Origin of the sequence: Flavobacterium ranwuense (genome assembly GCF_004349315.1) — a bacterium.
Taxonomy (GTDB): Bacteria; Bacteroidota; Bacteroidia; order Flavobacteriales; family Flavobacteriaceae; genus Flavobacterium; species Flavobacterium ranwuense.
In genome coordinates, this window is the sequence record NZ_SMLH01000003.1 from 57871 (window position 1) to 84298 (window position 26428).

Annotated in this window: 25 protein-coding genes and 2 tRNA genes; 15 read left to right on the forward strand and 12 right to left on the reverse strand. The window is 33.1% G+C overall.

The annotated features are described in order from the left end of the window. Window positions 1–2: 2 nt before the first annotated feature. The 5 genes from E0I61_RS06820 to E0I61_RS06840 all read right to left on the reverse strand — a co-directional run bounded on the left by E0I61_RS06820 (window position 3) and on the right by E0I61_RS06840 (window position 9080). The gene (locus E0I61_RS06820) at window positions 3–1664 is read right to left on the reverse strand and encodes a peptidase domain-containing ABC transporter (RefSeq protein WP_132070311.1); all 1662 of its coding nucleotides are present in this window, start codon (window positions 1662–1664) and stop codon (window positions 3–5) included. A 15-nt stretch (window positions 1665–1679) separates the two neighbouring features. Then, the gene (locus E0I61_RS06825) at window positions 1680–2351 is read right to left on the reverse strand and encodes a TetR/AcrR family transcriptional regulator (RefSeq protein WP_131991792.1); all 672 of its coding nucleotides are present in this window, start codon (window positions 2349–2351) and stop codon (window positions 1680–1682) included. Between the two features lie 123 nt (window positions 2352–2474). Beyond that, window positions 2475–3992 carry a 2,3-bisphosphoglycerate-independent phosphoglycerate mutase gene (gene gpmI / locus E0I61_RS06830; protein ID WP_131991795.1) on the reverse strand — a complete coding sequence of 506 codons (1518 nt, stop codon included), beginning with the start codon at window positions 3990–3992 and terminating at the stop codon, window positions 2475–2477. A 141-nt stretch (window positions 3993–4133) separates the two neighbouring features. Further along, the gene (locus E0I61_RS06835; protein WP_131991798.1) at window positions 4134–6551 is read right to left on the reverse strand and encodes a DUF5916 domain-containing protein; all 2418 of its coding nucleotides are present in this window, start codon (window positions 6549–6551) and stop codon (window positions 4134–4136) included. A 135-nt stretch (window positions 6552–6686) separates the two neighbouring features. Continuing rightward, entirely contained in the window at window positions 6687–9080 is a 2394-nt protein-coding gene (locus E0I61_RS06840; RefSeq protein WP_132070313.1) for a DUF5916 domain-containing protein, read from the reverse strand. Between the two features lie 187 nt (window positions 9081–9267). Between E0I61_RS06840 and E0I61_RS06845 the strand changes: the two genes are divergently transcribed. Continuing rightward, entirely contained in the window at window positions 9268–9990 is a 723-nt protein-coding gene (locus tag E0I61_RS06845) for a murein L,D-transpeptidase catalytic domain family protein (protein ID WP_131991803.1), read from the forward strand. On the opposite strand, the gene E0I61_RS06850 is transcribed toward E0I61_RS06845, so the two are convergent. After that, window positions 9979–11568, reverse strand: a complete 1590-nt coding sequence (locus E0I61_RS06850) for a L,D-transpeptidase family protein (RefSeq protein ID WP_235832079.1) — start codon at window positions 11566–11568, stop codon at window positions 9979–9981. The two genes, E0I61_RS06845 and E0I61_RS06850, sit on opposite strands and share 12 nt — an antisense overlap. Next, window positions 11565–12053 (reverse strand): GNAT family N-acetyltransferase, encoded by a 489-nt coding sequence (locus tag E0I61_RS06855; RefSeq protein WP_235832080.1) that lies wholly within the window; start codon window positions 12051–12053, stop codon window positions 11565–11567. Before E0I61_RS06855 ends, E0I61_RS06850 begins: the two co-directional genes overlap by 4 nt. Window positions 12054–12176: 123 nt before the next feature. Between E0I61_RS06855 and E0I61_RS06860 the strand changes: the two genes are divergently transcribed. Beyond that, window positions 12177–12249 (forward strand) — tRNA-Gly (locus E0I61_RS06860). Between the two features lie 47 nt (window positions 12250–12296). After that, window positions 12297–12369: transfer RNA gene (locus tag E0I61_RS06865), tRNA-Gly, on the forward strand. Between the two features lie 53 nt (window positions 12370–12422). On the opposite strand, the gene pepE is transcribed toward E0I61_RS06865, so the two are convergent. Continuing rightward, window positions 12423–13130 (reverse strand): dipeptidase PepE, encoded by a 708-nt coding sequence (pepE, locus tag E0I61_RS06870; RefSeq protein WP_131991806.1) that lies wholly within the window; start codon window positions 13128–13130, stop codon window positions 12423–12425. 147 nt (window positions 13131–13277) lie between these two features. On the opposite strand from pepE, the gene E0I61_RS06875 reads away from it, so the two are divergent. The 8 genes from E0I61_RS06875 (at window position 13278) to E0I61_RS06910 (ending at window position 20225) form a co-directional block, all read left to right on the forward strand. Then, a complete protein-coding gene (locus E0I61_RS06875; RefSeq protein WP_132070315.1) occupies window positions 13278–14033 on the forward strand; it encodes a hypothetical protein in 756 nt (251 codons plus the stop codon). Further along, window positions 14023–14751 carry a hypothetical protein gene (locus tag E0I61_RS06880; RefSeq protein WP_235832081.1) on the forward strand — a complete coding sequence of 243 codons (729 nt, stop codon included), beginning with the start codon at window positions 14023–14025 and terminating at the stop codon, window positions 14749–14751. Before E0I61_RS06875 ends, E0I61_RS06880 begins: the two co-directional genes overlap by 11 nt. Then, on the forward strand, window positions 14723–15502 hold the full coding sequence (locus E0I61_RS06885) for a hypothetical protein (RefSeq protein WP_165930189.1): 780 nt from the start codon (window positions 14723–14725) through the stop codon (window positions 15500–15502). Before E0I61_RS06880 ends, E0I61_RS06885 begins: the two co-directional genes overlap by 29 nt. 85 nt (window positions 15503–15587) lie before the next feature. Beyond that, on the forward strand, window positions 15588–16343 hold the full coding sequence (locus tag E0I61_RS06890) for a hypothetical protein (protein WP_132070319.1): 756 nt from the start codon (window positions 15588–15590) through the stop codon (window positions 16341–16343). Beyond that, on the forward strand, window positions 16340–16846 hold the full coding sequence (locus E0I61_RS06895) for a DUF6702 family protein (RefSeq protein WP_131991818.1): 507 nt from the start codon (window positions 16340–16342) through the stop codon (window positions 16844–16846). Before E0I61_RS06890 ends, E0I61_RS06895 begins: the two co-directional genes overlap by 4 nt. Window positions 16847–16906: 60 nt before the next feature. Continuing rightward, window positions 16907–19150: a M1 family metallopeptidase gene (locus tag E0I61_RS06900; protein WP_132070321.1), complete on the forward strand. Its 2244-nt coding sequence runs from the start codon at window positions 16907–16909 to the stop codon at window positions 19148–19150. A 110-nt stretch (window positions 19151–19260) separates the two neighbouring features. Beyond that, window positions 19261–19662, forward strand: a complete 402-nt coding sequence (locus E0I61_RS06905; RefSeq protein WP_131991824.1) for a twin-arginine translocase TatA/TatE family subunit — start codon at window positions 19261–19263, stop codon at window positions 19660–19662. Beyond that, window positions 19662–20225, forward strand: coding sequence for a phosphatase PAP2 family protein (locus tag E0I61_RS06910; RefSeq protein ID WP_131991827.1), 564 nt, complete (start codon window positions 19662–19664; stop codon window positions 20223–20225). Before E0I61_RS06905 ends, E0I61_RS06910 begins: the two co-directional genes overlap by 1 nt. 144 nt (window positions 20226–20369) lie before the next feature. Here the strand turns inward: E0I61_RS06910 and E0I61_RS06915 are convergent, their stop codons facing one another. The 3 genes from E0I61_RS06915 to E0I61_RS06925 are packed head-to-tail and all read right to left on the reverse strand — an operon-like array spanning window position 20370 to window position 21554. Continuing rightward, on the reverse strand, window positions 20370–21011 hold the full coding sequence (locus E0I61_RS06915; RefSeq protein ID WP_131991830.1) for an O-methyltransferase: 642 nt from the start codon (window positions 21009–21011) through the stop codon (window positions 20370–20372). Continuing rightward, window positions 21011–21310, reverse strand: coding sequence for a type II toxin-antitoxin system RelE/ParE family toxin (locus tag E0I61_RS06920; protein ID WP_132070323.1), 300 nt, complete (start codon window positions 21308–21310; stop codon window positions 21011–21013). The genes E0I61_RS06915 and E0I61_RS06920 overlap by 1 nt, the downstream gene beginning before the upstream one ends. Beyond that, a complete protein-coding gene (locus E0I61_RS06925; protein ID WP_131991836.1) occupies window positions 21303–21554 on the reverse strand; it encodes a hypothetical protein in 252 nt (83 codons plus the stop codon). Before E0I61_RS06925 ends, E0I61_RS06920 begins: the two co-directional genes overlap by 8 nt. A gap of 209 nt (window positions 21555–21763) precedes the next feature. Here E0I61_RS06925 and rlmN point away from each other — a divergent pair, with 209 nt between their 5' ends. Continuing rightward, on the forward strand, window positions 21764–22807 hold the full coding sequence (rlmN, locus tag E0I61_RS06930) for a 23S rRNA (adenine(2503)-C(2))-methyltransferase RlmN (protein WP_132070325.1): 1044 nt from the start codon (window positions 21764–21766) through the stop codon (window positions 22805–22807). Window positions 22808–22880: 73 nt separating this feature from the next. Here the strand turns inward: rlmN and E0I61_RS06935 are convergent, their stop codons facing one another. Then, the gene (locus tag E0I61_RS06935; protein ID WP_132070327.1) at window positions 22881–23759 is read right to left on the reverse strand and encodes a hypothetical protein; all 879 of its coding nucleotides are present in this window, start codon (window positions 23757–23759) and stop codon (window positions 22881–22883) included. 257 nt (window positions 23760–24016) lie between these two features. Here E0I61_RS06935 and E0I61_RS06940 point away from each other — a divergent pair, with 257 nt between their 5' ends. The 3 genes from E0I61_RS06940 (at window position 24017) to E0I61_RS06950 (ending at window position 26410) form a co-directional block, all read left to right on the forward strand. Beyond that, window positions 24017–24994, forward strand: coding sequence for a polyprenyl synthetase family protein (locus E0I61_RS06940; RefSeq protein ID WP_131991845.1), 978 nt, complete (start codon window positions 24017–24019; stop codon window positions 24992–24994). Between the two features lie 149 nt (window positions 24995–25143). Further along, window positions 25144–25704 carry an RNA polymerase sigma factor gene (locus tag E0I61_RS06945; protein WP_131991848.1) on the forward strand — a complete coding sequence of 187 codons (561 nt, stop codon included), beginning with the start codon at window positions 25144–25146 and terminating at the stop codon, window positions 25702–25704. After that, on the forward strand, window positions 25691–26410 hold the full coding sequence (locus E0I61_RS06950; RefSeq protein WP_131991851.1) for a hypothetical protein: 720 nt from the start codon (window positions 25691–25693) through the stop codon (window positions 26408–26410). Before E0I61_RS06945 ends, E0I61_RS06950 begins: the two co-directional genes overlap by 14 nt. The last annotated feature ends 18 nt before the right edge of the window (window positions 26411–26428 follow it).

Here is a 26428-nt window from a genome sequence, read left to right on the forward strand (position 1 = left end):
GGCTAATTATTTTTTAAATCAAGTTGAATCGCTCCATTTTGCATAGTGATTCTTCTATTACATTTAGTTTTCCAATACGGATTTTTCGAAGAAACGATAATCGTCCATTTATTTTTTTCTGAAGTGATGAAATCAATAATTTCATTCGCCACTTTCTCATCCATCATGTCAGTTGGGTCCTCATAAAAAAGTATTTTAGGCTTATGAATGATACTCCTTGCCAACAGCATTTTTTGTGCATTGGAAGAGGATAATTGTTTTCCTTCCGGAAAAATGTGTGTCTCCAGTCCTTTTGTTAAAGACTTTACGAATGACGAAAGTTGTACGCCATCAATTGCCCATTTTAAATCTTCGGTGCTTACTGATTTGTCATTGAACGTGATGTTATCTGATAGTGTTCCTTCAAATGGCGTTTCGCCTTGAATAATACTACCAATTTGTGAGCGGTATTGTTTCAAGTTGATTTTTCTAAAAGTATCATCATTTATGTAAAAAGAACCAGATATAGGTTGCAATAAACCGGATAATATTCGGATCAGCGTTGTTTTTCCGGAACCATTTTCACCTTCAATTGCTATTTTTTCTCCTTGTTCAATTTTTAGTGAAATTGTACTCAGTATTTCTTTATCTGAATCTGGGAATTTAAAAGTAAGATTTTCTGTTTCCAATGAAATATTTGTATAACAGGTATCGCTTTTGAAAGTGGTATCTTCCTCTAATTGTAAGTCGGTTACTTGTCCAATTTTTTCAATAGAAGTCAATACATCGTAGAATGTTTCCAGTCCAATTATTATTTTTTCTACCGAATTGATGACCAATAAAATAATAATTTCTGCAGCCACAAATTGCCCGATATTCATTTGCTGTGATAATACTAAAAATCCTCCTATCGATAATAAACTCGCAGTTATTATGATTTTAAAAATAATTAATTGGCTGAATTGTCTTTGGATAACTTTAAAGTGTTTTTCCCGATAATTCAAATAATCACCAACCAGATTATTGTTTTTTTGCAAGCCATAATTATAGTTAAGGTCATTTTTGAAACTGAAATTATTTCGGGCCATTTCTTGTAACCAGCTGGCCACTTTATATTTGAATTTGGATTCTTTTAAGCTGGTTTCCAGTCCTGATTTATAAGAAAATCGGAAGATAAAGTACAAAAGAAAAAACAGTAAAACTCCAAATATAATAAAGTAAGGATGGTACAAAGACAGTAAAATTACTCCGAAAACGATTTGTAATAGTGCTGCCGAAAAATCGATTAATAGCTTCGAAGTTCCTTTTTGGATGGTCATCGTGTCAAAAAAACGATTGGCTAATTCCGGTGGATAAGAATTGTATAGTTGATCCGTTTTTATTTTTGGCAAGCGAGCCGCAAATTCAAAAGAGGAACGAACAAATATTTTTTGTTGTAAATTTTCGGTGATGCGGAGTTGCATTAAAGACAAAACTCCAACTAATGCGACACCAAAAACTACTAAAATAATTAAAACTATCCAAGAAGCGCTGACCCTTCCGGATTGTATAAAGTTTGTGATTGCTTGAATTCCCAGCGGTAAAGACAAGCTTATTAATCCGGCAAAAATGGCATAAAAAAATATTTGATAAACATCTTTTTTATCTAATTCGAGTAAGTTGTAAAAACGTTTTAATGGAGTCATAGCAGTTTTTTTAGTTTATCGGAGGACATTTTTGGCTAGATTTAGATAAAATTCAGTGGTACTCACGGATTCATTACAATCGGTAATCGTTTTTAAATGCTCCGTTAGAAAATGCTGATGCAAACTTCCCTCAACAATAGTAGAAACTAGTGATTTGGGAAAAGGATATTCTGGATTAACCTCTTTTACAATGCCTACAATTCGATTAATTACCCTTTTGTAAATCAGAAAAAAACCTTCCTTGTTTTCTTGATCTACTTCTTTCGTTTGTACTGTTTTTGTGAATTCAGCAATAATAATTTTGTTCAAAATAAATTCATTGATGTGCTCTGTGTTAGCGTTATCAGTAATTTTTTCAGTAACGATAGTTATTGCTTTGTTGAGCTTTTCCTTTGGATCCACAATATTTGTCGTAGCAAAAACCAGTTTATATTCCATCCAGCTCCAGTACCAAGAGGATAAGTAAACCAATAATTTATGTTTGTTTTCAAAGTAACGATAAATGGAACTTTCATTGGAGCCAATTTTTTCTCCTAACTTTTTGAATGTAAAATTATCAAACCCAATTTCGTCTATCAAAAGGATACTTTTTTCTACAATTTTTTTACCCAAAGGGGACGTTTCTGGATCCTTGACATAGATTTTTTCGTTGACTTTTATCTTTAAATTTGATAGTATAGTATTCATGATCGATAATATTTATGCAAATATAATAGTATTACTATCAATAACGAGATTTTAACTTTTATTTATAAAAAAAGCTACTCGTATGGAGTAGCTTTTAATTCAAATATTGGCAGTTTATTTTGTTTAAAGTAAAGAATGACAGGTCATTACGTCGGGCTTTTCTATTCCCATTAATTCCAAAATAGTTGGAGCAATATCGCCAAGAACCCCATCGTGAATAATTCTCAAGTCTTTGTCTACTAAAATAATTGGGACTGGATTTGTAGTATGTGCTGTATTTGGACTTCCGTCAGGATTAATCATTGTTTCACAATTTCCATGATCCGCAATAACAATTGTAGTGTAATCATTTGCTAAAGCAGCCGTGATTACTCTTTCAACGCATTTATCAACTGCTTCACACGCTTGTATTGCTGCACTCATAATTCCTGTATGGCCTACCATATCACCATTGGCAAAATTAAGGCAAACAAAATCTACTTCGCCTTTATAAAGTTCTGGAACCAAAGCATCTGTCAATTCAAAGGCACTCATTTCCGGTTGTAAATCATAAGTGGCGATTTTTGGAGAATTTTTCAAGATGCGGCTTTCCCCTATAAAAGGTTGTTCTCTTCCACCGGAAAAGAAGAAAGTCACATGAGGATATTTCTCTGTTTCGGCAATACGAATTTGCTTTTTGTGGGCTTTTTCTAAAACCTCCCCAAGAGTTTCAGTAATGTTATCTTTGTTATAAACGACTTTTACATTTTGGTAGGTTTCGTCATAATTGGTAAGCGTGACATAATACAAATTGAGTTTGTGCATGTTTTGCTCATGACAATCCATTTGAGTCAATACTTCTGTTAATTCTCTTCCTCTGTCCGTTCTAAAATTGAAGAAAATAACCACATCATCATCTTCAATTGTAGCTAATGGTTTGTCACATTCATCAACTATAACCGTTGGGTGAATAAATTCATCGGTTACATTGACTTCATAACTTTCTTCTATGGAAGCAACAGCATTCATTGAATGTGTCCCAATTCCGTTTACCAATAAATCGTAAGCGAGTTTTACTCTTTCCCAGCGTCTGTCACGGTCCATCGCATAATAACGTCCCACAACCGAAGCCAGTTTCACGGTAGTATTGGCAATGTAATCTTGTAAATCCTGAATGTAATGTTTGCCGGATTTTGGATCCACATCACGACCGTCAGTGAAGGCGTGAACGAAAACTTTTTGTAATCCGTGTTGTTGTGTCGCGTCAATCAAGCCGCGTAAATGAGAAGTATGAGAGTGTACACCTCCATCTGAAACTAATCCTAAAAAGTGTACTTTTTTATTGTTTATTCGGGCATAAGTAAAGGCATCAACTAAAACTTGCTCTTTTGCTAAAGTGTCATGTGCAACGGCAAGGTTAATTTTGGCTAAATCCTGATATACAATTCTACCAGCACCAAGATTCATGTGTCCTACTTCGCTGTTTCCCATTTGTCCCTCAGGAAGACCAACATTTAGTCCGTCAGTTCGAAGTTGAGCGCTTGGATAATTTCTATACAGACTGTTAATAAAAGGTACATTGGCATTATCAATAGCAGAAACTTTTGGGTCAGGTGATTTTCCCCAACCGTCCAAAATCATAAGTATTACTTTTTTATTCATTGCAAATTTGTTTTAAGCAAAGATAAAGTATTTCTAAAAATGTTCGAATGAAAGGAAATCACTATTATACATTCGGAAGCGAACCATAACAAATAATGATTATTTTGTTGTGGAACGTTGTCTTTTTTAAAATTAATGCATTTAGAATTTATTCTTAACTTGATTATAATCTATAAAATAACGCACACTTATCGAGAAAACATGGCTCAGTGCATCGTTATTCAATAAATTAGTGACATTGTCCGTAAACTCTTTATTGATGTTTCTTTCGAAAGCACCAGCATTATTTCGATATAAAACAGAAACTTGACTTCCGGGTGCAAACCACCAAGAATAGGATAAGTCAGCATTCCAGGAATAAAAACTCGAATTTTTATTGGCAGTATATCCTGCAAAATCATCAAGTCTTCCGTTTTGTTGTAATGATAAAGTGTTTTTATTTTCGGCATACGACCAATATTGGCGCAACGAAATATTAAACGTCATTTGGCTGTTCAGTGAGTATTTTCCAGAAAGCGTATTGGAATACGTAATTACATTTCTATTGGCGAAAATTATAGTATTTGGCGTAGCCGAATTCATGTCATCATTAATACTGTCAATGTAGCCTTTATTATTGTTTTGTCTGAAAAAATTGAAGTTGTAATTTAGGGATAATTTATCATTAAAACGATATCTAGGACCAACAGAAAAACCGTAGGAATTTCTTCCTGATTCATCAAAAAAAGCATAAGAAGGATTCACATCAATGGCAAAACTATTATTGTAATTGGTCGAAACGTATAGATAACCTCCAATTTTTGTTGGTTTAATCACGTATCTGTCGGCAGTTCTGGGTTCGTAATAATCAAATGTTTCTAATGCATTGGCGTCAATACCAAGTCCGAAAAAGTGATTTTTTTTGTTCTTAGAATTTATCTCAAAATTGATATTGCTGGATTGAATTTTACCAGTTTCTTTTTGAAATTGTGAATAGACATTAAGGTAAGCACTAAAGCTGTTAAAGTATTTCGTTGGATTGAGAATTCTATAACTGGTATTACCATATAAACTATAATAGTTAGTTTCAAAATTGATTCCTAAATCATTGTTATCGAAATCTTTAGTAACTATATTAGTACCAATGCTATAACGGTATTTTCCGCTGGTTTCAGATAGATTTAATTGGGAATTAATTCCTTTTTTATCTTCAATAGCATTGATATAGCTGTATTTAAAATCTCCGGAAAGACTGTAGGTGTTTTTCTTGGTGTTCAGATCCCAAACTAAAGCCGTAACATTTCCATCCCTGAAACTTCCGTTTCGAGTTACATTCGTATTTACAAACGCAATTGAGGAATTTTTGCGAAAGCGCTGGTCTAAAACCAAAACATTGTAATTTGCGAGTGGTTCAACTATTTCTTTTCGGACTTCTTGTGTGTCGTTATTTCGAATAGTTGCTGAAGTTTTTTCGGTCACGGCATTCAATATTCCTATTCCCAACCCATTTTTGGTTCTTCCAGAAATTTTTAAAGCATTGATAAGATTTACACTTGCCGGATTATCTATGATTTCTTCATTGGCTGCAGGGGTTGGATAATTGATTGGGTTTCCTCCAATTCTTCTTGAATAAACCAAATTTCCTTTGCTGAACAAATCGGTTCCCTCTGTAAAAAAAGGTCTGTTTTCGTTAAATTGTTGTTCGAATGGTCCTAAATTCAGAATTTGATCATCGTATTTTGTTTGTCCAAAATCAGGAATAAGAATCATATCCAGCGTAAAAGCATCATTTATTCCATACTTTAAATCCAATCCGCCTTTGAGTGTTCCGTATGTTTTTTGTTGCGCATTCGCATTTACATAAAAGGAAGAATACGGCAAAAGGAAAAGTCGAGTAGGTGGTTTTATGTTTTCAATCCCTTCCAAAACTCCAGTCTGTTGGGTGAAAGTCCCTAGTTTTGAATCGATGAAATTCCAAGTATATTTATGACGATCTCGTCTAATTTCTCTAAAAAAATTAAGTCCCCAAGTTTGTTTGTTTTCATTGGAAAAGCGTAGTGCAGCGTATGGAATTCTCATTTCTACAACCCAGCCTTTGTCCGTAATTACGGCTTTACTTTTCCAAACGGCATCCCAGGAATAATCCTCGCCATTGGTGTCAGTGGTAATACAATCTGCCTGTCCATCTGCAGCATTGACAAAAAACTGAAAATCTTGTTGTCCATCATTAAAGCCATTTATAAAAACACCAAAAAGGTCAGAAGTCCCAAAATTATCCCGTTGGGTAATTTCTCTTAAAATTTTATCGGGACTTTCATCATACATGATAGCTCCTATATATATGGCGTCATTATCGTATAAAACTTTTACTTCTGTTTTTTTATTTTCTGGAATCGCTTTGCCGTTGTCTGGATCAAACATGATAAAATCATTGGCTATTGAAGCCGTCTGCCATGTGTTCTCATCTAATTTTCCGTTGATTTCAATTTTTTCCGAAATGAATTTCGTTTGTAAGACCTTTTTTTGGCTGTAGCCAAAAACACTTATTAATAGAAAACAAAACAATAAATGATTTTTCATAAAACGATTGATTGGTTGATTGATGTATAATAAAAAAAACCAAAATAGCTTCAAAGGGAGTAATCACCAATCCACGGAATAGTTTGAATTAATAGACTCACTTTTCAATCGAATGTTACAGTTTGATTTGAAAAATTAAAATTTATTTTTCACCGCATTGTAATCAATAAAATAGCGAATGCTTATGGAAAGCACATTGGTGAGGTCACTGTTAAAAATACTTTTAAGATTTTTTGACAGATCTTTTTGAACCATGTCAGTCCTTTCTAAACCATAATTACGATACAAAATAGAGATTTCGCTTCCTGGAGCAAACCACCAAGAATACGATAAATCGAAGTTCCAAGAATTAAAATTCCTGTCTTTGTTCTCTGCGTAAGTACTGTTTGGAGTTAAATAACCGCTGTTTTGTAAGGTGAAGAATTCATGGTTTTTTGAATATGACCAATAATAACGCGCTGTTAAGTTAATCGTCATTTTATTATTCAACGAATATTTTCCGGTAAGGTCATTTTGAAGTATTTCTCGATTACGTTCTGCAAAAATGATTCCCGTTTCATTAGAATCAACCCAGCCTCGATAGTTAGTTTGGTTGATGTAATCCATTGCGAACGCAATAGAAAGCCTATCGTTGAATCGGTATTTTGGGCCTAAATAAAGACCGTAATTACCCCGGCCGTCCTCATTGTATTTTGTGAATGAAGGTTGAATAATTATCGAAAAAGCATTGTTTTCATTTGATGTGAAATTTATTGCAGTAAAAACTTTTTCAGGAATAAAGACATATCTTTCATATTCACGAGGTTCATAAAAATCGAAAGTTTTGAATGGTGAAAATTCAACTACAAACTCTAAATAGTCATTGCGTAATGTTGTTGCTTTTATTTCTGTTCCAAATGCACCAGTTTGTAATTTTTTGGAGGTGTTTTCAATCTCAAAATTAATATATTGATTCAGCTTGAAAGTATTAAAAATTTTAGTTGGATTTACAATTCTATAACTTCCATTCGCATAGGCGTTATGATAATTAGTGTAAAAATTAATTCCTAAATCATTTACATCGTAGTTTTTTGAAACATATTTCCCAGAAAATAAATACCGGTATTTTCCACTGGTTTTTCTGAAATTCAATTCTGCTTTATAACCATCGTAATCTTCAATGGTATTGATAGTACTGTATTTAAAATCTCCGTATAAGTTATACGTATTTTTTTTTGTGTTTAAATCGAATAGTAATCCAGAAACATTCGCATCTCTAAAACTTCCATTTCTGGTGGTATTTGCATTAACAAATGTAACGGATGAGTTTTGGTTGAAACGCTGATCTAAAACCAACATGTTATAATTGGCTAGTGGTTCAATGACCTCTTTTCTAACCTCGCCAGTGTCATTGTTTAAAATAGTAGCTTTTGTCTTTTCAGTAACGGCATTCAAAAATCCAATACCCAGCCCTTTTTCAGTACGGCCAGATATTTTCACGGCATTCAACAAATCTACAGTACTTGGATAATTGGTTATTTCTTCATTTTCAGCCGTTGCGGGTTCAGTGCTTGGAGCGCCGCCAATTCTTCGGGAATAGAATAGATTTCCTTTGCTGAACAAATCAGTTCCTTCGGTAAAAAACGGTCTATTTTCTTCTAACTGTTGTTCGAAAGGCTCTAGATTTAAAATAGCATTATCAAATTTTGTCTGCCCAAAATCAGGGACCAAAATAGCATCCAGTGTAAAGGAATCGTTGATACCGTATTTTATATCCAACCCAGCTTTTAAAGTCGTGTCAGAACCAATATCACTTTGTTGATAGTAAGCAGATGAATATGGAATCAGGAAAAGTCGGGTAGGCGTTTCTATGCTTTCAATTCCTTCAAGAATTCCCGCTTGCGGAATTACAGCGCCAATTTTAGTATCGATCCTATTCCAAGTATATTTTTGTACATCGCGTTTGATTTCACGCATGAAGTTTAAACCCCAAGTTTGTTTGTCAGCTTTTGAAAATCGTAAAGCGGCATAAGGAATTTTCATCTCCACAACCCAACCAAATTCAGTGAGTGTTACTTCGCTGTCCCAGATGGCATCCCAGGTAAAATCTTCAGAATCTTCAGTTGCTAAACAATCCATTTGGACTCCCGAAGCACTTACAAAAAAGCGAAAATCTTGTTGACCATCATTAAATCCATTAATGTAAACCGAAAAATGATCTGAAACTCCAAAAACATCTCGATTTGTTATTTCTTTCTGAATTTTTTCTGGCTCATTATCATAAAGCAATGCCGAAATGTAAATGGCATTGTTGTCATACAGTACTTTTACTTCTGTTTTTTTATCATGGCTTATTGGTTTTCCATTGTCAGGTTCAAACATTATAAAATCGGAAGCAACTGAAGCTGTTTCCCAAATTTTCTCGTTTATCTTCCCATCGATTGTTATGTTTTCTGTTATGGATTTTGCTTGAAGCGTTTTTTTTTGACTAAAAACAGCATGGCTAAAGAATATTAAAAAAAATAGAGCTGTAGAATGTAATTTTGACATAAATTGGGATTAAATCTAAACAAAAATAATAAAATTAACATAGAAAATGTATTTTTTTTGATTATTCACTCAATAATTAGGCATGGTTTTCGTTATAGCAAGACTAAAGTTTTGTTAAATGCAATTTGAATCGTGTTTTTTACTGTACGTTTGCAACCCGAATTAATTTATAACTTAAAGATAATCAATGATTTATACGATACTTCCTACTGTTTTATTTATGCTTGCTTCCTTCTCTCCGAATGAAACAAGTTTTTCTGAACCAAAGAATGTTAAACCAATAGTTTATGCCAAAACGCTAGAAACTAGCGATGAGGCTAAAATTGAAATAGCATACAATAATTTACATTCCGATAAATTTGCTTTACCAAAACTAGAGAGTTTTTCTGTAGCTTTGAAAGGATATTATTCGTTGAAAGAAAAAGGATTGATTAAGAAAGACATTTTAACTTTAATCGACTTTAGTTTATCATCTAATACCAAAAGACTTTGGGTAATTGATTTAATTACTGGAGATGTACTGTTTCATTCTCTTGTTGCCCACGGAAGAAATACTGGCGAAGAATTTGCTTCTAATTTCTCCAATGCTTCAGAGTCCTATAAAAGCAGCTTAGGGTTTTACTCCACAGGTGAAATGTACAATGGTAAACACGGAATGTCACTTCGTTTAGACGGTTTAGAAAAAGGAGTGAATGATAATGCAAGAGCAAGAGGTGTAGTGATGCACGCAGCTGATTATGTTTCTAATTCATTTATAAAAAACAATCACAGGCTGGGAAGAAGTCAAGGTTGTCCAGCTGTGCCGGTAGAATTGTCTAAAGAAATTATCAGTACAATAAAAAACAAATCATGTTTCTTTATTTATCATCCATCAAGGGTTTCTAAATTTGGGGCGGAATCAATTTCTTAGTTTAGAATATAAATTGGCATCTAGATTGTAAATATCATCTCTAAAAATCAGTTTGTTGTTTTCGCTCCAAGCGGTCCAATATAAGAGATGGAAGGAAACTTCTTTTTTGATTTTTATAAATTTTGTTTTTTCGTTTTGTAGGATTTCTGTAATTTTCTCCAGATTCCAATTGAAGGCATCGTCCAATAAATATTCGGTTAATTCTAATGGATCATCTACTCTGACGCAACCCGAACTCAGCGAACGATCTATTTTGTCGAAATAATCCCTGTGATTGGTATCGTGTAAATAAACAGAAAAGCGGTTTGGAAAAATAATTTTAACCATTCCCAACGAATTAAAAGTTCCCGGACTTTGTACATAACGATAACTTCTCGCGTTTGATAATTGCCATTCGTAAGGACTTACGATTCTTCCGTTACTATCGTATACCTTAATATTTGATTCAGATAAATAGTTTATGCTTTTTAAAATGGCTGGAATAACATCTTCCCGCAAAATCGTGGGAGGAACAGTCCAAGTTGGGTTAAAAACAACCTGAGTTAATTTAGACGATAAGATTGGTGTTTTTCTTTTGGCTCTTCCCACTATTACTCTGTGCGTTCTCAACGTATCTCTATCTTTGACTAACGTCAATCTGTAGTCAGGAATATTAATGATCACATATTCCTTTCCCATTTCTTTTGGATACCATTTCCAACGTTCCAGATTTACGATAATTTGTTGTGTTCGTTGTTTTTTAGAAAAATTGAGTGAAGCTATTGTTGCGGGTCCAATTATCGCGTCTACAGCTAAGCCATGACGATTTTGAAATTTTTCTATGGCAAGTACCGTTTCTTCGTCGTAAATAGATGTTAAGCTATCTTTATATTGCAGCTCTTTCCAGTAAGTCAATCTTTTTTTAATGTCAATTATGGAAGGGTTGGTGTCGTTTGGAGAAATTATTTGCTCGATTTTTAATGCTTTAAAATTATCTTTAGGAAAAGTATTGATCAATCTCAGTGCTTTTTTTAATCTTTTATAAACAATATGATTGGGTTTCAATTGCTCTATTTTATCTGCTAAGGAATCACTGTCCAGTAAATCGGTCAAGGTCTCATTTATGTCAATATAGTTTCCTTTTAAATCCCAGTTTTTATATAGTTTTCTGGGATTTAGTGTTCCGTTAGTCAAATGTGAAATATATTTTTGAAGACTCGAGGTCAATAAAATGTCATATTTGGATAAATCAGAATCGTCCAGTTTAGCTGATTTTTTTTCAAAATCACTTAATGTTTTTACTTTGTAATCGGCTGGATTTAAACCCTCTTCGTCAGATTTAAGGAGTTCTGCTAAAATTATTTTTCTGTTATCCTTAGAGTGCCAAATTGTTCTGTAATTAGTTGATTTATAAAAATCGGAAAGTGCTTTACTGTTAAAAGAAATTAGTAAAGTAGAATCAATTCTAATAGATTTGTCTTCGGGTAGAACAGGAGGATTTGAAATATTTTTTTTCAAAATTACCTCACTTTTTAGTTCTGCCTTTTTGCAACCAATAGTTACACAGATTAATAGTATTAGAAATAACGCGTTCATCATTCATTTTTTTTAAACATGACAATGTGTTCTCCGACATCTTTTATTTCAAAAGGCAATCCTTTGACTTGATATCCCATTTTTTTATAAAAACCAACAGCCTCTTTTCGGGCATTAAACCAAATTAAATTTGAATTTTGGTCCATGCAATATTTCTCTGAATTTATAATGAGTTTTTCTCCAAAACCCTTTCTTTGATGTTGCTTTAAAACTGCCATTCCCCGAATTTGAAACTGCTTTTCTGCATCAAATAAATCGTTTTTTTCTTCGAATAATGAAATGACACCTGCCAGATTTTTGTTTTCATACAATCCAAAATGGACGGTGGTTTCTAAAATGTCTCCATCAAAACGACAACTTTCAATTGGTTTTTCAGCACGAAGTACGGGATGTCTTACTGGAAATGTTTCTAAAGCGGTAATTTTTTTGATATTTTGGATCATTTTTTTTAATGTTTTTTCAACATAATAAAGGTATAATAATTTCATAATAAATTCTTTATGATTTTTATATGCTTTATTAAAAAAGGTTGTGGGTGTAAGTTTGTGATTTTTTAAGAAAAAAACTTGCATTGAAGCAAACTTATTAATTATATTTGCACCGTTGTTAATGCGAAAGTAGCTCAGTTGGTAGAGCTCCAGCCTTCCAAGCTGGTTGTCGCGAGTTCGAGCCTCGTCTTTCGCTCTAAGCCTCAAATTTAGGTTTGAGGTTTTTTATTTTACTGTTTTAATGCGAAAGTAGCTCAGTTGGTAGAGCTCCAGCCTTCCAAGCTGGTTGTCGCGAGTTCGAGCCTCGTCTTTCGCTCTTCAAAGCCGAAACTTAATTGTTTCGGCTTTTTTTTGTCATTTATTTTAGAATTACTTTATAAAACTTAAATCAGTTCCACTTTCCAGTTCTTCGGGTGCTTGTTTTTGTTTAAACAAGCGTGCTGTCAAATTCCCTTTCAAAGTAATTTTATCGCCTTTTACATCCAACCAGCTTCCTTCTCTTAATCCTAAAACGGGTACAGAATTATAAGCGTGGAACTCTTTTATTCTGGTTTCACGAGTTTCTCCCATGTGTTTTGAATTGGTGTCGGGATCTAAATAATGCGGATTTAAATTAAAAGGAATTAATCCCAGAGTTTTAAAACTTGGAGGATAAACAATTGGCATATCATTTGTCGTTTGCATCGTTAATCCACAAATGTTACTTCCTGCACTTGTTCCTAAATACGGAGTTCCATTTTTTACAACCTCAGAGAGAATTTCCATACAATTGTTTTTGTATAATTGTGATACTAAAACAAATGTGCTTCCTCCTCCAGTAAAAATTCCTTCTGCATTTTTCATAGCCAGTGCGGCATCCTCAAATTCATGTATTCCGATTACTTTTTTATTTATTTTGGCAAAAGCCAAGCTTACCATTGCGGTATATTCCTCATGAGAAATGCCACCGGGTCTTGCATAAGGAACAAAAAGGATAGTATTGCAATTTTGAAAATGCAATTGTAATTCAGGTAATAAATAGTCGAGATAATTCTGGTTGGCAAGCGTAGAAGTGCTTGCGATTAGTATATTTTTCATTTTTGGTGCATAATTTGTGCTAAAGGTATTAAATCAGTCTTTTTTATTTCACATTTTTAATTAACATTTTTTTACCAACCTATTAGTAATTAATTTGGAACGCATTAAGATACTTTTACGAGGCGTGAATAACGGATTTAAAAACGGATGATTAGAATTGTGTACTTATATTTGGCTTTTGTAGCAACGAATGTTGTAGCACAAGAAACTTCTCGAATAAAATTGAAAGGAAAAGTGACCTCTGATGTTTCTGTTTTAGAAGGGATTTATGTGATAAATTTAAAAAGTGAGCAAGCATTAGTTACAGATAAAGAAGGAAATTTTTCTATATTGGCTAAAGTCGGGGATACATTGCTATTCACTGAAGCGCAGTTTAAAGAGGTTAGAATTGGCTTAACACAAAAGGATTTTGAGCAAGAAATGCTTACTATTAAAATGATGCCCATAGTAAATCAATTGCGTGAAGTTATTGTGAGAAACGGTATCAATGCGGTTTCAATGGGGATAATTCCAAAGGGACAAAAAACATACACTCCAGCAGAACGAAAGTTATATACTGCCAGTAATCTTAATGCCTCTGCTAATGCGGGCACTATGATGGGTGGGTCAATCTCAGCAGATCCATTATTAAATTGGATTTCAGGAAGAACTAAAATGCTTAAAAAAGAAGTTGAAGTCGAAAAGAAAGAATCGTATTTGAGGCAATTAGAGAATATGTTTACCATCGATTATTTTGTAAGTAAATTAAAAATACCTTCTGAATATGTCAAAGGATTTGAATATTATATCGTAGAAAACGAAAGATTTGTAACCATTTTGAAATCTAAAAATGTGGCAATGACTACTTTCTTGATTGGAGAATTAGCCACTAAATACAAAGAAATAATTGCCAGTGAAAATTAAAAGTACCCTACAGTTTGTCGTTTTTTTGTTAGTTCAAGTTGCCTTTGGCCAAACGGACAACGGAAAGGAACTTCGAGGAAAAATTATCGCCGATTCTGTTGCGGTTGATCGCATTACGATTGAGAATGTAACAACAGATAAAACTGCTTTTTCGGATGTGAATGGTTTCTTTACTATAGCTGTAAAAGAAAGCGATGTTTTGGTGTTTACTGCAGTTCATTTAGAAGGTCTCCGTAGGAAAATTAACAAGCAGGATCTGTTACAGGAAGTTATTACAGTGAGGATGCTTCCCAAAAGCATTATTTTGAATGAAGTTATAGTGAATGAATCTACGATTACGGCGGAGAGTTTAGGAATTATACCTTATGGGCAAAAAAAATACACACCAGCCGAGAGAAAATTATACACTGCAACCTCTGGTGGAGGTATCGATGGATTGCTGAATGCAATTTCAGGTCGTAAAGCCATGCTTAAAAAAGAGATTGTAATTGAGAAAAAAGAACAATTATTAGCTAGAATCGAAGTTCTTTTTGAAGATAAATATTACGTGGAAACCTTGAAAATACCCACAGATTATATTAAAGGATTTCAATATTACTGTATTGATGATACTGGTTTTGCAAATGCATTACGATCTAAAAACAAGACAATGGTTATGTTTCTAATTGTAAGGCTTGCCGAAAATTACAATGAAATTATTACTGGTGAAAACAAATAGACTTCTATCGGTAATTTTATTTTTAATGTGTCAAATTTCCTTTTGCCAAACTGCTGGTGAAAAGTTGCTTCATGGTAAAATTAGAGTGGATTCGGGCTATATAAGTGGAATAAATGTCTTAAATTTAGTAAACGAAAAAACAGTCGTCACAAATAGTGAAGGAGAATTTTTTATTTTGGCAAAAGCCAATGATGTACTGGTTTTTACAGCGGTTAATTTAGAACTTCACAAGAAGTTAATCGATGAAAAAGATTTCATTTTAGATGTATTGAACATAAAAATGGTTTCGAAAGTAACGGAGTTAAAAGAGGTAATTGTTAATGAGAATTCAATTAATGCAGTTTCACAGAGGATTTTATCTAAAGAGCCTATGAAATATACTCCTGCAGAAAGGCGACTGAGGACGGCAGGAGATTTTAAACCCATTATGTTGTTAGGTTTGTTAGGTGGGTCAATGCCGCTTGATCCGCTTATAAACAAGATTAATGGAAGGACAAAACGGCTGAAAAAACTCGTTATTCTCGAGAAAAAAGAACAATACATCAAATTGATTTCGGAATTGTATGATAAAGAATATTTTACAATTAAACTGGATATACCTTCTGTATATGTGATTGGATTCAAATATTTCATTGTGGAGGATGAAATATTTTTGAAGGTCTTGGAGTCCAAAAACGAACAAAGGACTTCTTTTTTTATGATAGCTTTAGCGCAAGAGTATAAAGCTTTAATAGCTGGTGAAAATAAATGATTTTTTGTAGACTGTTTTATTCATAATCCTTAGCAAAAATCAATTGCCATGTTTGAAAAAAATAATACTTATAAAATAATCCAAGATGAAAACGAAAATAAGAATCCTTTGTTTGCTTTTCTTTTGCCAATTTTCTTTTGGTCAAAATGAAAATAGAAAGTCATTACACGGTCAATTTACAAATGAATCCGCTTTGGTGGACAATGGATATGTTTTTAATTTGAATTCAAAAACGAGAACCTTTATAAGTAATCAAGGTTTTTTTGATATTTTGGCGAAAGCCAAAGATACATTGCTAGTCTCAAGCGCTTCTTTTAAGTCTAAAAAAATTGTGATTCAGGAGAAAGATTTTTCAAAACCTTTGTTTGTGGTTAATTTAGAAACGCAGACTACGCTGTTGAAGGAAGTAATTGTGAAGCGCAAAGCGGAGATAAAACCAATAACTGGCGGTTCACAGGGTATTGTTGATATGCAGTTTTTTGATGATGCGAAATCCTCACCTATTAATAGAACCATGCCCTCAGATGGAACCATAGAAAATGGAATGGATTTTGTTAGAATATATAAAATGGTTTCTAAATTATTTAAGAATGATTCGGCAAAAAGAACCGATTTGAATCCTGATGTGGATTTTTCTGATGTGGTTTCTAAAGGGATTGATACTTATTTCTTTACAAATACATTGAAGTTGAAAAACGATGAAATTGGGCTTTTTCTGGATTATTGCGAGAATGATCCAAAATCAAAAAGCCTTTTGAAACAAGAAGATGAATTTTTACTAATTGATTTTTTAATCACCAAGAACGAAGAGTTTAAAAGAATTACTACTTTTGAAAAATGAAAAAAACAATTTTAATTACTTTTTTTGGGTTATTATTTTTAACGTTAACGTCCTTTAGTGTGCATAAATTTTATGTATCCTTATACCAAGTAAATTACGCTCCTCAAAAGAAAATGCTTCAAATCACCGCTCGTATTTTTGTTGATGATTTGAATAGTACAGTTGGGAAAAAGTATAGTAAAAAAATCAATTTAGGTTCCGAAAAAGAAACAGAGGAAGATTTGATTTTATTGAAAAAGTATTTAAGCGAAAAATTCTCAATAAAAATAAATGGAAAATCTAAGTCCATGAATTTTTTAAGCAAAGAAATGGAAGGAGATGTACTTATTTGTTATTTAAGTATGAAGGAAATCCCTAAGATTAATTCACTCGAAATTTACAATACAGTTATCATAGAAGGAAATTCAGAGCAACAGAATATTATGCATTTTAATGTATCTGGAATAAAAAACACGTTGCTATTTACAGAATCTACGCCAAAAGGAATGTTAAATTATGAATAAGTGTAGAAACATCTGTTTTAAATTATTATTTTCACGCACTGAATAACCAGATTTTCACCTATGAAAAAATTTACTTTATTATTACTTCTTCCTGCAATTTTATTTGCTCAAGAAAAAACTACTCCTGTTACACCAAAACAAACAGGAAAGTATGATACCAATAAGTTTAGCCAAATGTATGATTTGTTAGCAACGCCTAACATGTTTCGTACTGCTTCTGGAGCTCCGGGTCCGGCTTATTATCAGCAACAGGCTGACTACAAGATAAATATAGAGCTTGATGACAAGAAATCTAAATTGACTGGGTCAGAAACGGTTACTTATTATAACAATTCTCCAGATACTTTAGAGTATTTATGGGTTCAGTTAGACCAAAATCAAGCTGCTAAAACTTCGCAGACTCCATTGGCTGAAAGCCAAAAAATGGAACAGGTTTTTCCTGCTGGAAACTTTGCAAACAAGTTTTTAAAACAGGAACAAGAGCGTGGTTTTAACATTGAATTTGTGAAAGATGTAAAAGGAAATCCTTTGTCATATTCGATCAATCAAACCATGATGCGTATTAATTTATTAACTCCAATGAAACCTGGCGAGAAATTTACTTTTTCGATCAATTGGTGGTATAATATTAATAATTACAGACAAGATGGTGGTCGTTCAGGATATGAATTATTCGAAAAAGAAGGAAACAAATTATATGTAATTGCTCAGTTCTATCCTAGAATGGCAGTTTATAATGATGTTGAAGGATGGCAAAATATGCAATTTTGGGGAACAGGAGAATTTACGTTGCCTTTTGGAAATTTTGATGTAAATATCACTGTGCCGGCAGATCACGTTATGGAGGCTACAGGTGAATTGATGAATAGAAGCGAAGTATTTACTGCAGAGCAAGTAAAAAGATACGAACTGGCTCAAAAATCATTTGATAAACCAGTTGTAATTGTTACTCAAGCGGAAGCTGAAGCTAGTGAAAAAGGGTTTTCAGAGAAGAAAAAAACGTGGAAATTTAGCGCTAAAAACGTAAGGGATTTTGGTATTGCTACTTCTAGAAAATTTATTCTTGATGCAATGGCAGTTCAATTGACTAACAAAACAGTTATGGCTATTTCGGTTTATCCTAAAGAAAGTAATCCACTTTGGGGAGAAACTTCTACCAAAACTGTGGCGCATACTTTAAAAAGTTACTCATCTCACACATTTGATTATCCTTATCCAAAAGCAGTTTCTGTATCAGCAGAAGATCAAGGAATGGAATATCCAATGATTTGTTGGAATTATGGTCGTCCTGACGAAAAAGGAGTGACAAGTGAACGTACTAAAAACGGAATGATTGGTGTAGTAATACATGAAGTAGGGCATAATTTCTTTCCTATGATTGTAAATTCTGACGAGCGTCAATGGTCTTGGATGGATGAGGGTCTTAATACTTTTATGCAATATATGGCTGAACAAGAAATGGGTACAAATTTCCCTTCCAGTCGTGGGCCAGCAAGTAAAATTGTTCCTTACATGAGTGGAGATCAAAAATTCTTGGAGCCTATTATGTCAAACTCTGAAACGATAGTTCAATTTGGTGCTAATGCTTATAGTAAGCCAGCAACAGGTTTAAATATTCTTAGAGAAACTATCATGGGAAGAGAGTTATTTGACCATGCTTTCAAAGTATATGCTAACAGATGGAAATTCAAGCATCCTACACCAGAAGACTTTTTTAGAACTATGGAAGATGCATCAGCAGTTGATTTAGATTGGTTTTTCAGAGGATGGTTTTATTCGACTGATTTTGTTGACATCGGAGTGAAAGAAGTAAAACAATATTATGTATCTGAGACTGCAATTGCAGCATTAAAAGATGCTGTAGTAAGAAGAGGACGTTTTGGTCAAGAAAAAGGACCTTTCGTTTATTTAGTTCCTGGAACAAGTGAAGAATTGTCATCAAAAGATAAGAAGGCATTGGCAATTGCAGATGTAAATTTATTATCTGAGTATGTAAACCAAAATTTTTCTGTTGACGAAAAATTAAAATTAAAATCACCTAAGTATTTCTACGAAGTAGAGTTTAACAAACCAGGAGGAATGTTAATGCCAATTATCGTTGAATTGACGTACGAAGATGATACGAAAGAAACCTTCAAGTATCCAGCTCAAATCTGGAGAAAAAATAATGATACAGCTAAGAAAGTTTACGCAACTGAGAAAGCAGTCAAAAAAATTCAGATAGATCCAAAATTAGAAACTGCTGATATTGATGTAACCAATAACGCATGGCCTAAAGAAGAAGTAAAGTCTAAATTTGATTAAATAAAGACATAAAATTAAAAAAGACTCTGAAAAGAGTCTTTTTTTTATGAAAAAATTAAAAGTCAAGGATTCAAAATTAGGTATCTTTGCAACAATAAAAAATAAGAAATATGTTTGGCATAGGAGGAGGCGAATTAATTTTTATCATGTTTATAGTACTCATGCTTTTTGGGTCGGATAAAGTACCAGAAATAGCCCGCACCATGGGTAAAGCAATGGCACAATTAAAACATGCTACGAATGACATAAAAAGTGAGATTCAAAAAGGAGCAGAGGCTAATGGATTTGATACACAGACATTAACTGATTTAAGAGGGAATATTACATCAGAGATTAATAAAGCTAAGGAAAACCTATTGGGAGATACGTCTCAAATTAGCGATATAACCGGAAATATCACCTCAGAAATCAATAAAGCCAAGGACAATTTACTGGGCGAAACAACCACTCCAATCGAAACAGTTAAAGAAGTTATAGAAGATGTTGCAGGACCTATAAAACGTCAGATGTAATGTTGGAAAAATTACTGTCTTTAGATACGGAATTGTTTGTTTATTTGAATGGGTTAGGTTCGGAAACGTATGATGGACTTTGGTTATTTATTACCAGGCAAAGCAACTGGACTCCTCTTTTTTTACTGCTTTTGTATGTTATTTATAAAAAATTAGGAGTTAAACAAACCTTATATTTATTGCTATTTGTAGCAGCTTTAATCACAATTACAGATCAAACAACAAACTTGTTTAAAAACGGATTTCAAAGATTACGCCCTTGTAATAATTCTGAAATCAATTCCTTTATACGTGTAGTTCAAGAACGCAAATCATTCAGTTTTTTCTCAGGACACGCCGCAAATTCTATGGCAGTTGTAACATTTTTGTATTATAATTTTAAGGACAAAATTAAATTTTTTGGCTTCCTGTTCTTATGGCCGCTCATCTTCGCTTTCAGTAGAATCTATCTGGGATTGCATTATCCATTGGACATTCTTACAGGCTATTTCTTCGGATTTGCTTTTGGTTTTTTGATGTTCAAAGGCTACAAAATAGCACAACAAAAGTATTTTCCACAATAATAATTTTAGAATTATTTAGGAGCTATTTCCTGCTAATCGCTGTATCTTTTTCTTTTCCTTCTTCTTTATCAGTCAGAATTACAAGAAAAAGGATGCCGCTTTTATCAGGGCTAAGGTATTTGTTTTCAAAAGAAATATCCTAAACTAAAGAACTCTGCTCACTGTCAGTCCATCACGAATAGGCAACAAGACTGTTTCTACTCTTGGATCAGTTGCTAATGACTTATTGTATTCCAGCAATACTTTTGTACTCAAATCATTGGGTTGTAAAGGCTCTAGAACTTTACCGCTCCATAACACATTATCTGATAAAATAATCCCACCTTTATTCATTTTTGGAACAATTAATTCAAAATAGTTGCTGTAATTTTCTTTATCAGCATCGATGAAAACCAAATCAAATTTTAAGTCAAGCGTTGGAATAATGTCAATTGCTTCTCCTAAATGCTGAAAAATTTGCTTTCCCCAAGGTGATTTGTCAAAATGTTTGCGTTGAAAATCAACCAACTCTTCTTTGATGTCAATCGTGTGCAATTGTCCGGTTTCTTGCATGCCTTCGCACAAACACAACGCTGAATAACCTGTATACGTACCAATTTCCAGAATATTTACCGGCCGAATCAATTTAGACAACATACTCAAAACCCGACCTTGAAAATGCCCGCTCAACATTCGCGGCAGCAGAATTTTTTGGTAAGTTTCCTTATTCAGAGCTGCCAGTAAAGCCGGTTCTTTTTCAGAATGTTGCTCGATATAATCTTCTAATTCTTGGGAAATGAAATGCATTATTTTAAACTTTTTATCGGGTCATGAAAAGTATTGAATATTCTAACGATATGAATTGTGTTTAGATTGAATTGATAAAGTGTTTTGTAGTTTCTAGTGATAATTCTTCTACAATCAATTCGGTTTTCGTCAATCTGAAATTGCTCGGGAAAAGTAATTAAGTGTATACTTCTAAAAATTTCATCTGTTATTTTAGTAGCAACAAGGGGAGAAATATTTTTTTCTAATGAAAGATAAATGTCTTTTAAATCAAGCTTCGCATTATTAGTCCAGAAAATGGCATAATTAGTATTATTCATTTTTCCAGGTTTTCATTTCTTCGATAAGATTTTCTTGAGAAATTACTCTATTGTGTTTAATATCTTCTAATCCTTCTTCAACCTTATTATTATATTCCGAAAGTGTTAAGGTATTTCCTTTGGTATCGTAAGAAACAATTTCATTCAAATAATTATCAAATACCGACGATACAATACGAAGTACTCTTTCGTCTGCTAAATCCAATTGAAGTTGAATTTTTTGTTTTAATTCTTGAAGTCCCATTTTGCTAATTTATATACAAATTTACAAAATTTTATAATACGTTTCATTATTGTGTCCGGTCAGCTACTTAGACTCTTTTTTACAATTTCCCTCGATACAATCTTCTAATTCTTGGGAAATGAAATACATTTTTTTAAATTTTTCACAAAATTACAAATAACCAAATTCACAAATAACCAAAACCTCAAAATACTTGCTAACTTTGCACCATGGAAATCGATAAAAAAGACATAAGAGCTTTATCAAAAGAACAATTACGTGATTTTTTTGTCGCTAATAACGACAAAGCCTTTCGTGGGAATCAAGTTTACGAATGGTTGTGGAGTAAAGGAGCACATAGTTTTGAAGATATGACTAATGTTTCGAAAGGAACACGTACGATGCTGGAAACGCATTTTGTTATCAATCACATCAAAGTGGATACAATGCAGCGCAGTGAAGACGGAACCGTGAAAAATGCTGTTCGTTTGCATGATGGTTTGGTGGTGGAGTCGGTTTTGATACCTACTGATACGAGAACTACAGCTTGTGTTTCCAGTCAAGTAGGGTGTAGTTTGGATTGCAACTTTTGCGCTACAGCGCGATTAAAAAGAATGCGAAATCTGGAACCGGCTGAAATCTATGATCAAGTAATTGCCATTGATAAAGAAAGCCGTTTGTATTACAATCATCCGTTGTCGAATATTGTTTTCATGGGAATGGGAGAACCGCTCATGAATTACAACAATGTCTTGAAGGCAATCGAAATGATTACTTCTTCGGAAGGTTTAGGAATGTCGCCTAAACGTATTATGGTTTCTACATCGGGAGTTCCTAAAATGATTAAGAAATTAGCAGATGATGACGTGAAATTCAAATTAGCAGTTTCGCTACACTCAGCAATCGATGAAATTCGTTCTAGAATTATGCCTTTTAGTGCTAATTTTCCTTTGGCGGATTTACGCGAATCATTGGAATATTGGTACCGAAAAACTAAAAGTAAAATCTCCTACGAGTATGTCGTTTGGAAAGATATCAATGACAATAAAGCCTCCATAGATGCTTTGGTGAAGTTCTGTAAATACGTTCCTTGCAAAGTGAATCTTATCGAATACAATCCAATCGATGATGGAGAATTTCAACAAGCTTCCGAAGAATCAATTAATGCGTATATAAAAGCACTTGAAGCTAGCGGAATTGTTGTAAAAGTACGAAGAAGCCGCGGAAAAGATATTGATGCTGCTTGCGGACAACTGGCCAATAAAGAGATGTAATCTCAAAAAAAAGCATTAAAAAGCAAATGAGTATTTTGCTTTTTAATGCTTTTGTAATTTACAGAAAAGAAGTTTATTTCTCTAAATGGATTTCTTTAATAACACCATTTATTGTGATAGTTGCAAGATTATCACAACCACCTTTCCCAAAATCTAAAATCGCTTCAGCTTTATTTAATCCTTGAGAATTTGTTTTAGTATTGGTAATTGTTCCTTTTACGGGGAAAGGTAATTTACAACCCATAGAGAAACGAAGCGGGTTTGCTTTGATAGTACTTGTGTATATATCTCCATTCGGTAATTTTGTAATGCTATATCCCCAAACTAAGAAAACATTGTCTTCCCAAACAGTTAGTGTACTAAATCCTTCTATCATTTCTCTAACTCTTGTGCCGGTTCTAGTCAGAACTTTGCCGTTTTCAAAAGTAATCGTTAAGTTAATAGTAAATGTTGAAACGGGATGAATTGCTGCTAATAAATCGGTGCTTTTTAGGGATCTAGTTATGGTTTCTGTACCATTAATTTTTTTGCCATTATGGTAGAATCCATCTAAACGGTAGGTAATCTTATGCTCTAAACTAGTGAAATTATTAGAAAAAGTAATGAAAATTTTTCCTTTCAGCACATTTCCATTAGGAAGAGCGCAACCTTGAGTGCCAAAATCGATTGTTCTTTTCCAAATCCCATCTGTTAATACCGTAGTGACTGTTGCGCAGTCAGGCAAAATGCTTTTAATGGTAGTAGTGCTTTTACTTACGGACCCTTTTTGGACTGAGAATTGATCATCAGCAATGTTTGCAATATCATCAACTGCTATGTCAATATTCGAATCCGCAGTGATTTCTTCCGTTTCAATTGTGGCAATTTGGTCTTGAACTTTTTCATTTGAATCACAACTAATAAAAAAGGATAGCGCTACGAATGCTCCAAGTAATAAAATTTTTGTTTTCATAATAAATAGTTTTTTTAGGTTAAAGTTTTGAGTGGTAAACTAATAAAAAGTTTAATTGGGGCTCAATTAAGTCATAAATATATAAAAAAAATCAATTCAAAAGAGGATGGTTTTAAATGAATCATAATAAACCTGAAAAGCTATTAGATACCATGTTAGGCAATACTTTTTTTGAATTTCAAAGATTGTATATTAAAACACATACTTAAAGGAAATAAACGAATTTTTTTATTAAAAATAGTATCTTTGATTTCTAAATGAATGTCACTTCTAAAATAAAACAGCCCATTTTTAACGAAATGGAACTTTTTGAAAAAAAGTTCTACGAATCGATGACTTCAAAAGTGGCTTTGTTAAATAGAATTACCTATTATATCGTAAACAGAAAGGGAAAGCAAATGCGCCCTATGTTTGTTTTTCTGACGGCCAAAATGGTTTCAACCGGAATAGTAAATGAGCGAACGTATCGCGGAGCTTGTGTTATCGAACTGATTCATACCGCAACATTAGTTCACGATGATGTAGTGGATGACAGCAACCGCAGAAGAGGTTTTTTCTCCCTTAATGCGCTTTGGAAAAATAAAATTGCGGTACTTGTAGGTGATTATTTATTGTCCAAAGGATTATTGCTTTCTATTGATAATGGAGATTTCGATTTACTTCGAATTATTTCTGTCGCTGTACGCGAAATGAGTGAAGGCGAATTACTTCAGATTGAAAAAGCCCGAAGACTTGACATCACAGAGGATATTTACTATGAAATCATTCGAAAAAAGACAGCGACACTTATTGCTGCCTGTTGTGCTCTTGGTGCAAGATCCGTTATTGAAGATGAAGTTCAGGTAGAAAACATGCGCAAGTTTGGAGAACTCATCGGGATGGCTTTCCAAATAAAAGATGATTTATTCGATTATACCGAAGATGCCATTGGTAAACCTACTGGAATTGACATCAAAGAACAAAAAATGACTTTGCCTCTTATTCACGTCTTGAATACGTGTACTTCAAAAGAGAAAACATGGCTTATCAATTCCATTAAAAACCATAATAAAGATAAAAAACGCGTCAAAGAAGTTATTGCTTTTGTGAAAAACAATAATGGATTGCTTTATGCAGAACAAAAAATGATAGAATTCCAGCAAGAAGCGCTTTTGCTTTTAGATAATTATTCGGATTCTGAGTTTAAAGATGCGCTGATTTTGATGGTAAATTATGTGATTGAAAGAAAAAAATAATTTTTTTTAAAATATTTTTCTTTCGTTAACTATTGATTTTATTGACTTTTTTTGGTTTTAATTTTTTAGAATCAAAAAATTTTCTATCTAAGATGCAACCTTTTTGCATTGTCAATCGTCTATACTTATAGAAACACTTTATAAAAATTTTGAAAGTAATCAACTTACATCAGGAGGAAAATGAATTAATCGAGTTAGCTGTCGAGAATAATCGGCATGCACAACAAAAGATTTATACCCAGTTTTCTCCAAAAATGTTAAGCGTTTGCCGTCAATATATAAAAGACATTCATCAGGCCGAAGATATCATGATTACTGCTTTTATGAAAGTGTTTACGAATCTGAAGAATTTTCAACACAAAGGAAGTTTTGAAGGTTGGATTAGAAGAATCATGGTCAATGAATGTATTTCTTATATCCGAGTTGAAAAAAAGCTAAAATATATTGAAGATGAAACCTACTTTGAAGAAAGTTTTAATAACATCGAAAGCCAATTTTCAATAGACGATATTCAATTTTTGATTGACAGTTTGCCGGATGGCTATAAAATGGTTTTCAATTTATATGCTATCGAAGGATTCAAACATCACGAAATTGCAACTATGTTAGGGATTAATGAAGGAACATCAAAATCGCAATTGTCACATGCCAGAAAAATGTTGCAAGGACAGATTAATAAGCTAAAAAATTACAGTAATGGAACCGAATAAATTAGAAACACAGTTCAAAGAGCAATTAAATTCTCGGGAAATCAAACCATCAGAAATGGCTTGGAGCAAATTGGATGCCATGCTTACGGTTGCTGAAAAACCAAGAGCCAAATTTCCTTGGTTGTTTATAGCGGCAAGTTTTGTTGGATTTCTATTGATAGGAACGGTTTATTTTAATGGTTTTAAAACTATAAAAATAGATAAGGGAAATCCAGTAGTTCTAGAAGAAAAAATAGATAGGAATAATTTAGAAGAGCCAGAAATAGTCAGTGAAACTGTTTTGCCTAACCGAATTAAAAAAACAACAATAAAGGTACATAAAATTGTTGCTGACAATAATAATCTAAAAAAGCAGCCAAAGCAACTTAATAATAAAGAGGAAGAGGTTTTAATCATCAATCAATCAAAAGAAAATGGTGCTGTAGTTAATTCTTCTGAAAACAAGAATAGCCAATCAACAAGTGTAAATAAATATATTTCAGCAGAAAAATTATTAGCAGAAGTTACGAATACTAAATTTGAACCTAAAGCTATTGATAAAACACATGAAAAAACTAGGAAAGCTATTGCGGTTAATCCAAACAGTTTACTGGCAAATGCTGAAACTGAATTAAATCAATCATTTAGAGAATCTGCATTGGACAAATTCAATAAAAATTTTAATGCTATAAAAACAGTTTTAGTTAATAGAAATTACGAAGAATAAATAAAAATCAATCATCAA

What these genes read in the sequence shown, in the direction of transcription:
- E0I61_RS06950 (WP_131991851.1), top strand. Translation starts at nt 25,691, where the DNA reads ATGGAACCGAATAAATTAGAAACACAGTTCAAAGAGCAATTAAATTCT.
- E0I61_RS06850 (WP_235832079.1), bottom strand. Translation starts at nt 11,568, where the DNA reads ATGATGAACGCGTTATTTCTAATACTATTAATCTGTGTAACTATTGGT.
- E0I61_RS06910 (WP_131991827.1), top strand. Translation starts at nt 19,662, where the DNA reads ATGTTGGAAAAATTACTGTCTTTAGATACGGAATTGTTTGTTTATTTG.
- pepE (WP_131991806.1), bottom strand. Translation starts at nt 13,130, where the DNA reads ATGAAAAATATACTAATCGCAAGCACTTCTACGCTTGCCAACCAGAAT.
- E0I61_RS06820 (WP_132070311.1), bottom strand. Translation starts at nt 1,664, where the DNA reads ATGACTCCATTAAAACGTTTTTACAACTTACTCGAATTAGATAAAAAA.
- E0I61_RS06900 (WP_132070321.1), top strand. Translation starts at nt 16,907, where the DNA reads ATGAAAAAATTTACTTTATTATTACTTCTTCCTGCAATTTTATTTGCT.
- rlmN (WP_132070325.1), top strand. Translation starts at nt 21,764, where the DNA reads ATGGAAATCGATAAAAAAGACATAAGAGCTTTATCAAAAGAACAATTA.
- E0I61_RS06925 (WP_131991836.1), bottom strand. Translation starts at nt 21,554, where the DNA reads ATGGGACTTCAAGAATTAAAACAAAAAATTCAACTTCAATTGGATTTA.
- E0I61_RS06940 (WP_131991845.1), top strand. Translation starts at nt 24,017, where the DNA reads ATGAATGTCACTTCTAAAATAAAACAGCCCATTTTTAACGAAATGGAA.
- E0I61_RS06885 (WP_165930189.1), top strand. Translation starts at nt 14,723, where the DNA reads ATGAAATTATTACTGGTGAAAACAAATAGACTTCTATCGGTAATTTTA.
- E0I61_RS06890 (WP_132070319.1), top strand. Translation starts at nt 15,588, where the DNA reads ATGAAAACGAAAATAAGAATCCTTTGTTTGCTTTTCTTTTGCCAATTT.
- E0I61_RS06855 (WP_235832080.1), bottom strand. Translation starts at nt 12,053, where the DNA reads ATGAAATTATTATACCTTTATTATGTTGAAAAAACATTAAAAAAAATG.
- E0I61_RS06835 (WP_131991798.1), bottom strand. Translation starts at nt 6,551, where the DNA reads ATGAAAAATCATTTATTGTTTTGTTTTCTATTAATAAGTGTTTTTGGC.
- E0I61_RS06845 (WP_131991803.1), top strand. Translation starts at nt 9,268, where the DNA reads ATGATTTATACGATACTTCCTACTGTTTTATTTATGCTTGCTTCCTTC.
- E0I61_RS06895 (WP_131991818.1), top strand. Translation starts at nt 16,340, where the DNA reads ATGAAAAAAACAATTTTAATTACTTTTTTTGGGTTATTATTTTTAACG.
- gpmI (WP_131991795.1), bottom strand. Translation starts at nt 3,992, where the DNA reads ATGAATAAAAAAGTAATACTTATGATTTTGGACGGTTGGGGAAAATCA.
- E0I61_RS06825 (WP_131991792.1), bottom strand. Translation starts at nt 2,351, where the DNA reads ATGAATACTATACTATCAAATTTAAAGATAAAAGTCAACGAAAAAATC.
- E0I61_RS06935 (WP_132070327.1), bottom strand. Translation starts at nt 23,759, where the DNA reads ATGAAAACAAAAATTTTATTACTTGGAGCATTCGTAGCGCTATCCTTT.
- E0I61_RS06915 (WP_131991830.1), bottom strand. Translation starts at nt 21,011, where the DNA reads ATGCATTTCATTTCCCAAGAATTAGAAGATTATATCGAGCAACATTCT.
- E0I61_RS06920 (WP_132070323.1), bottom strand. Translation starts at nt 21,310, where the DNA reads ATGAATAATACTAATTATGCCATTTTCTGGACTAATAATGCGAAGCTT.
- E0I61_RS06875 (WP_132070315.1), top strand. Translation starts at nt 13,278, where the DNA reads ATGATTAGAATTGTGTACTTATATTTGGCTTTTGTAGCAACGAATGTT.
- E0I61_RS06905 (WP_131991824.1), top strand. Translation starts at nt 19,261, where the DNA reads ATGTTTGGCATAGGAGGAGGCGAATTAATTTTTATCATGTTTATAGTA.
- E0I61_RS06840 (WP_132070313.1), bottom strand. Translation starts at nt 9,080, where the DNA reads ATGTCAAAATTACATTCTACAGCTCTATTTTTTTTAATATTCTTTAGC.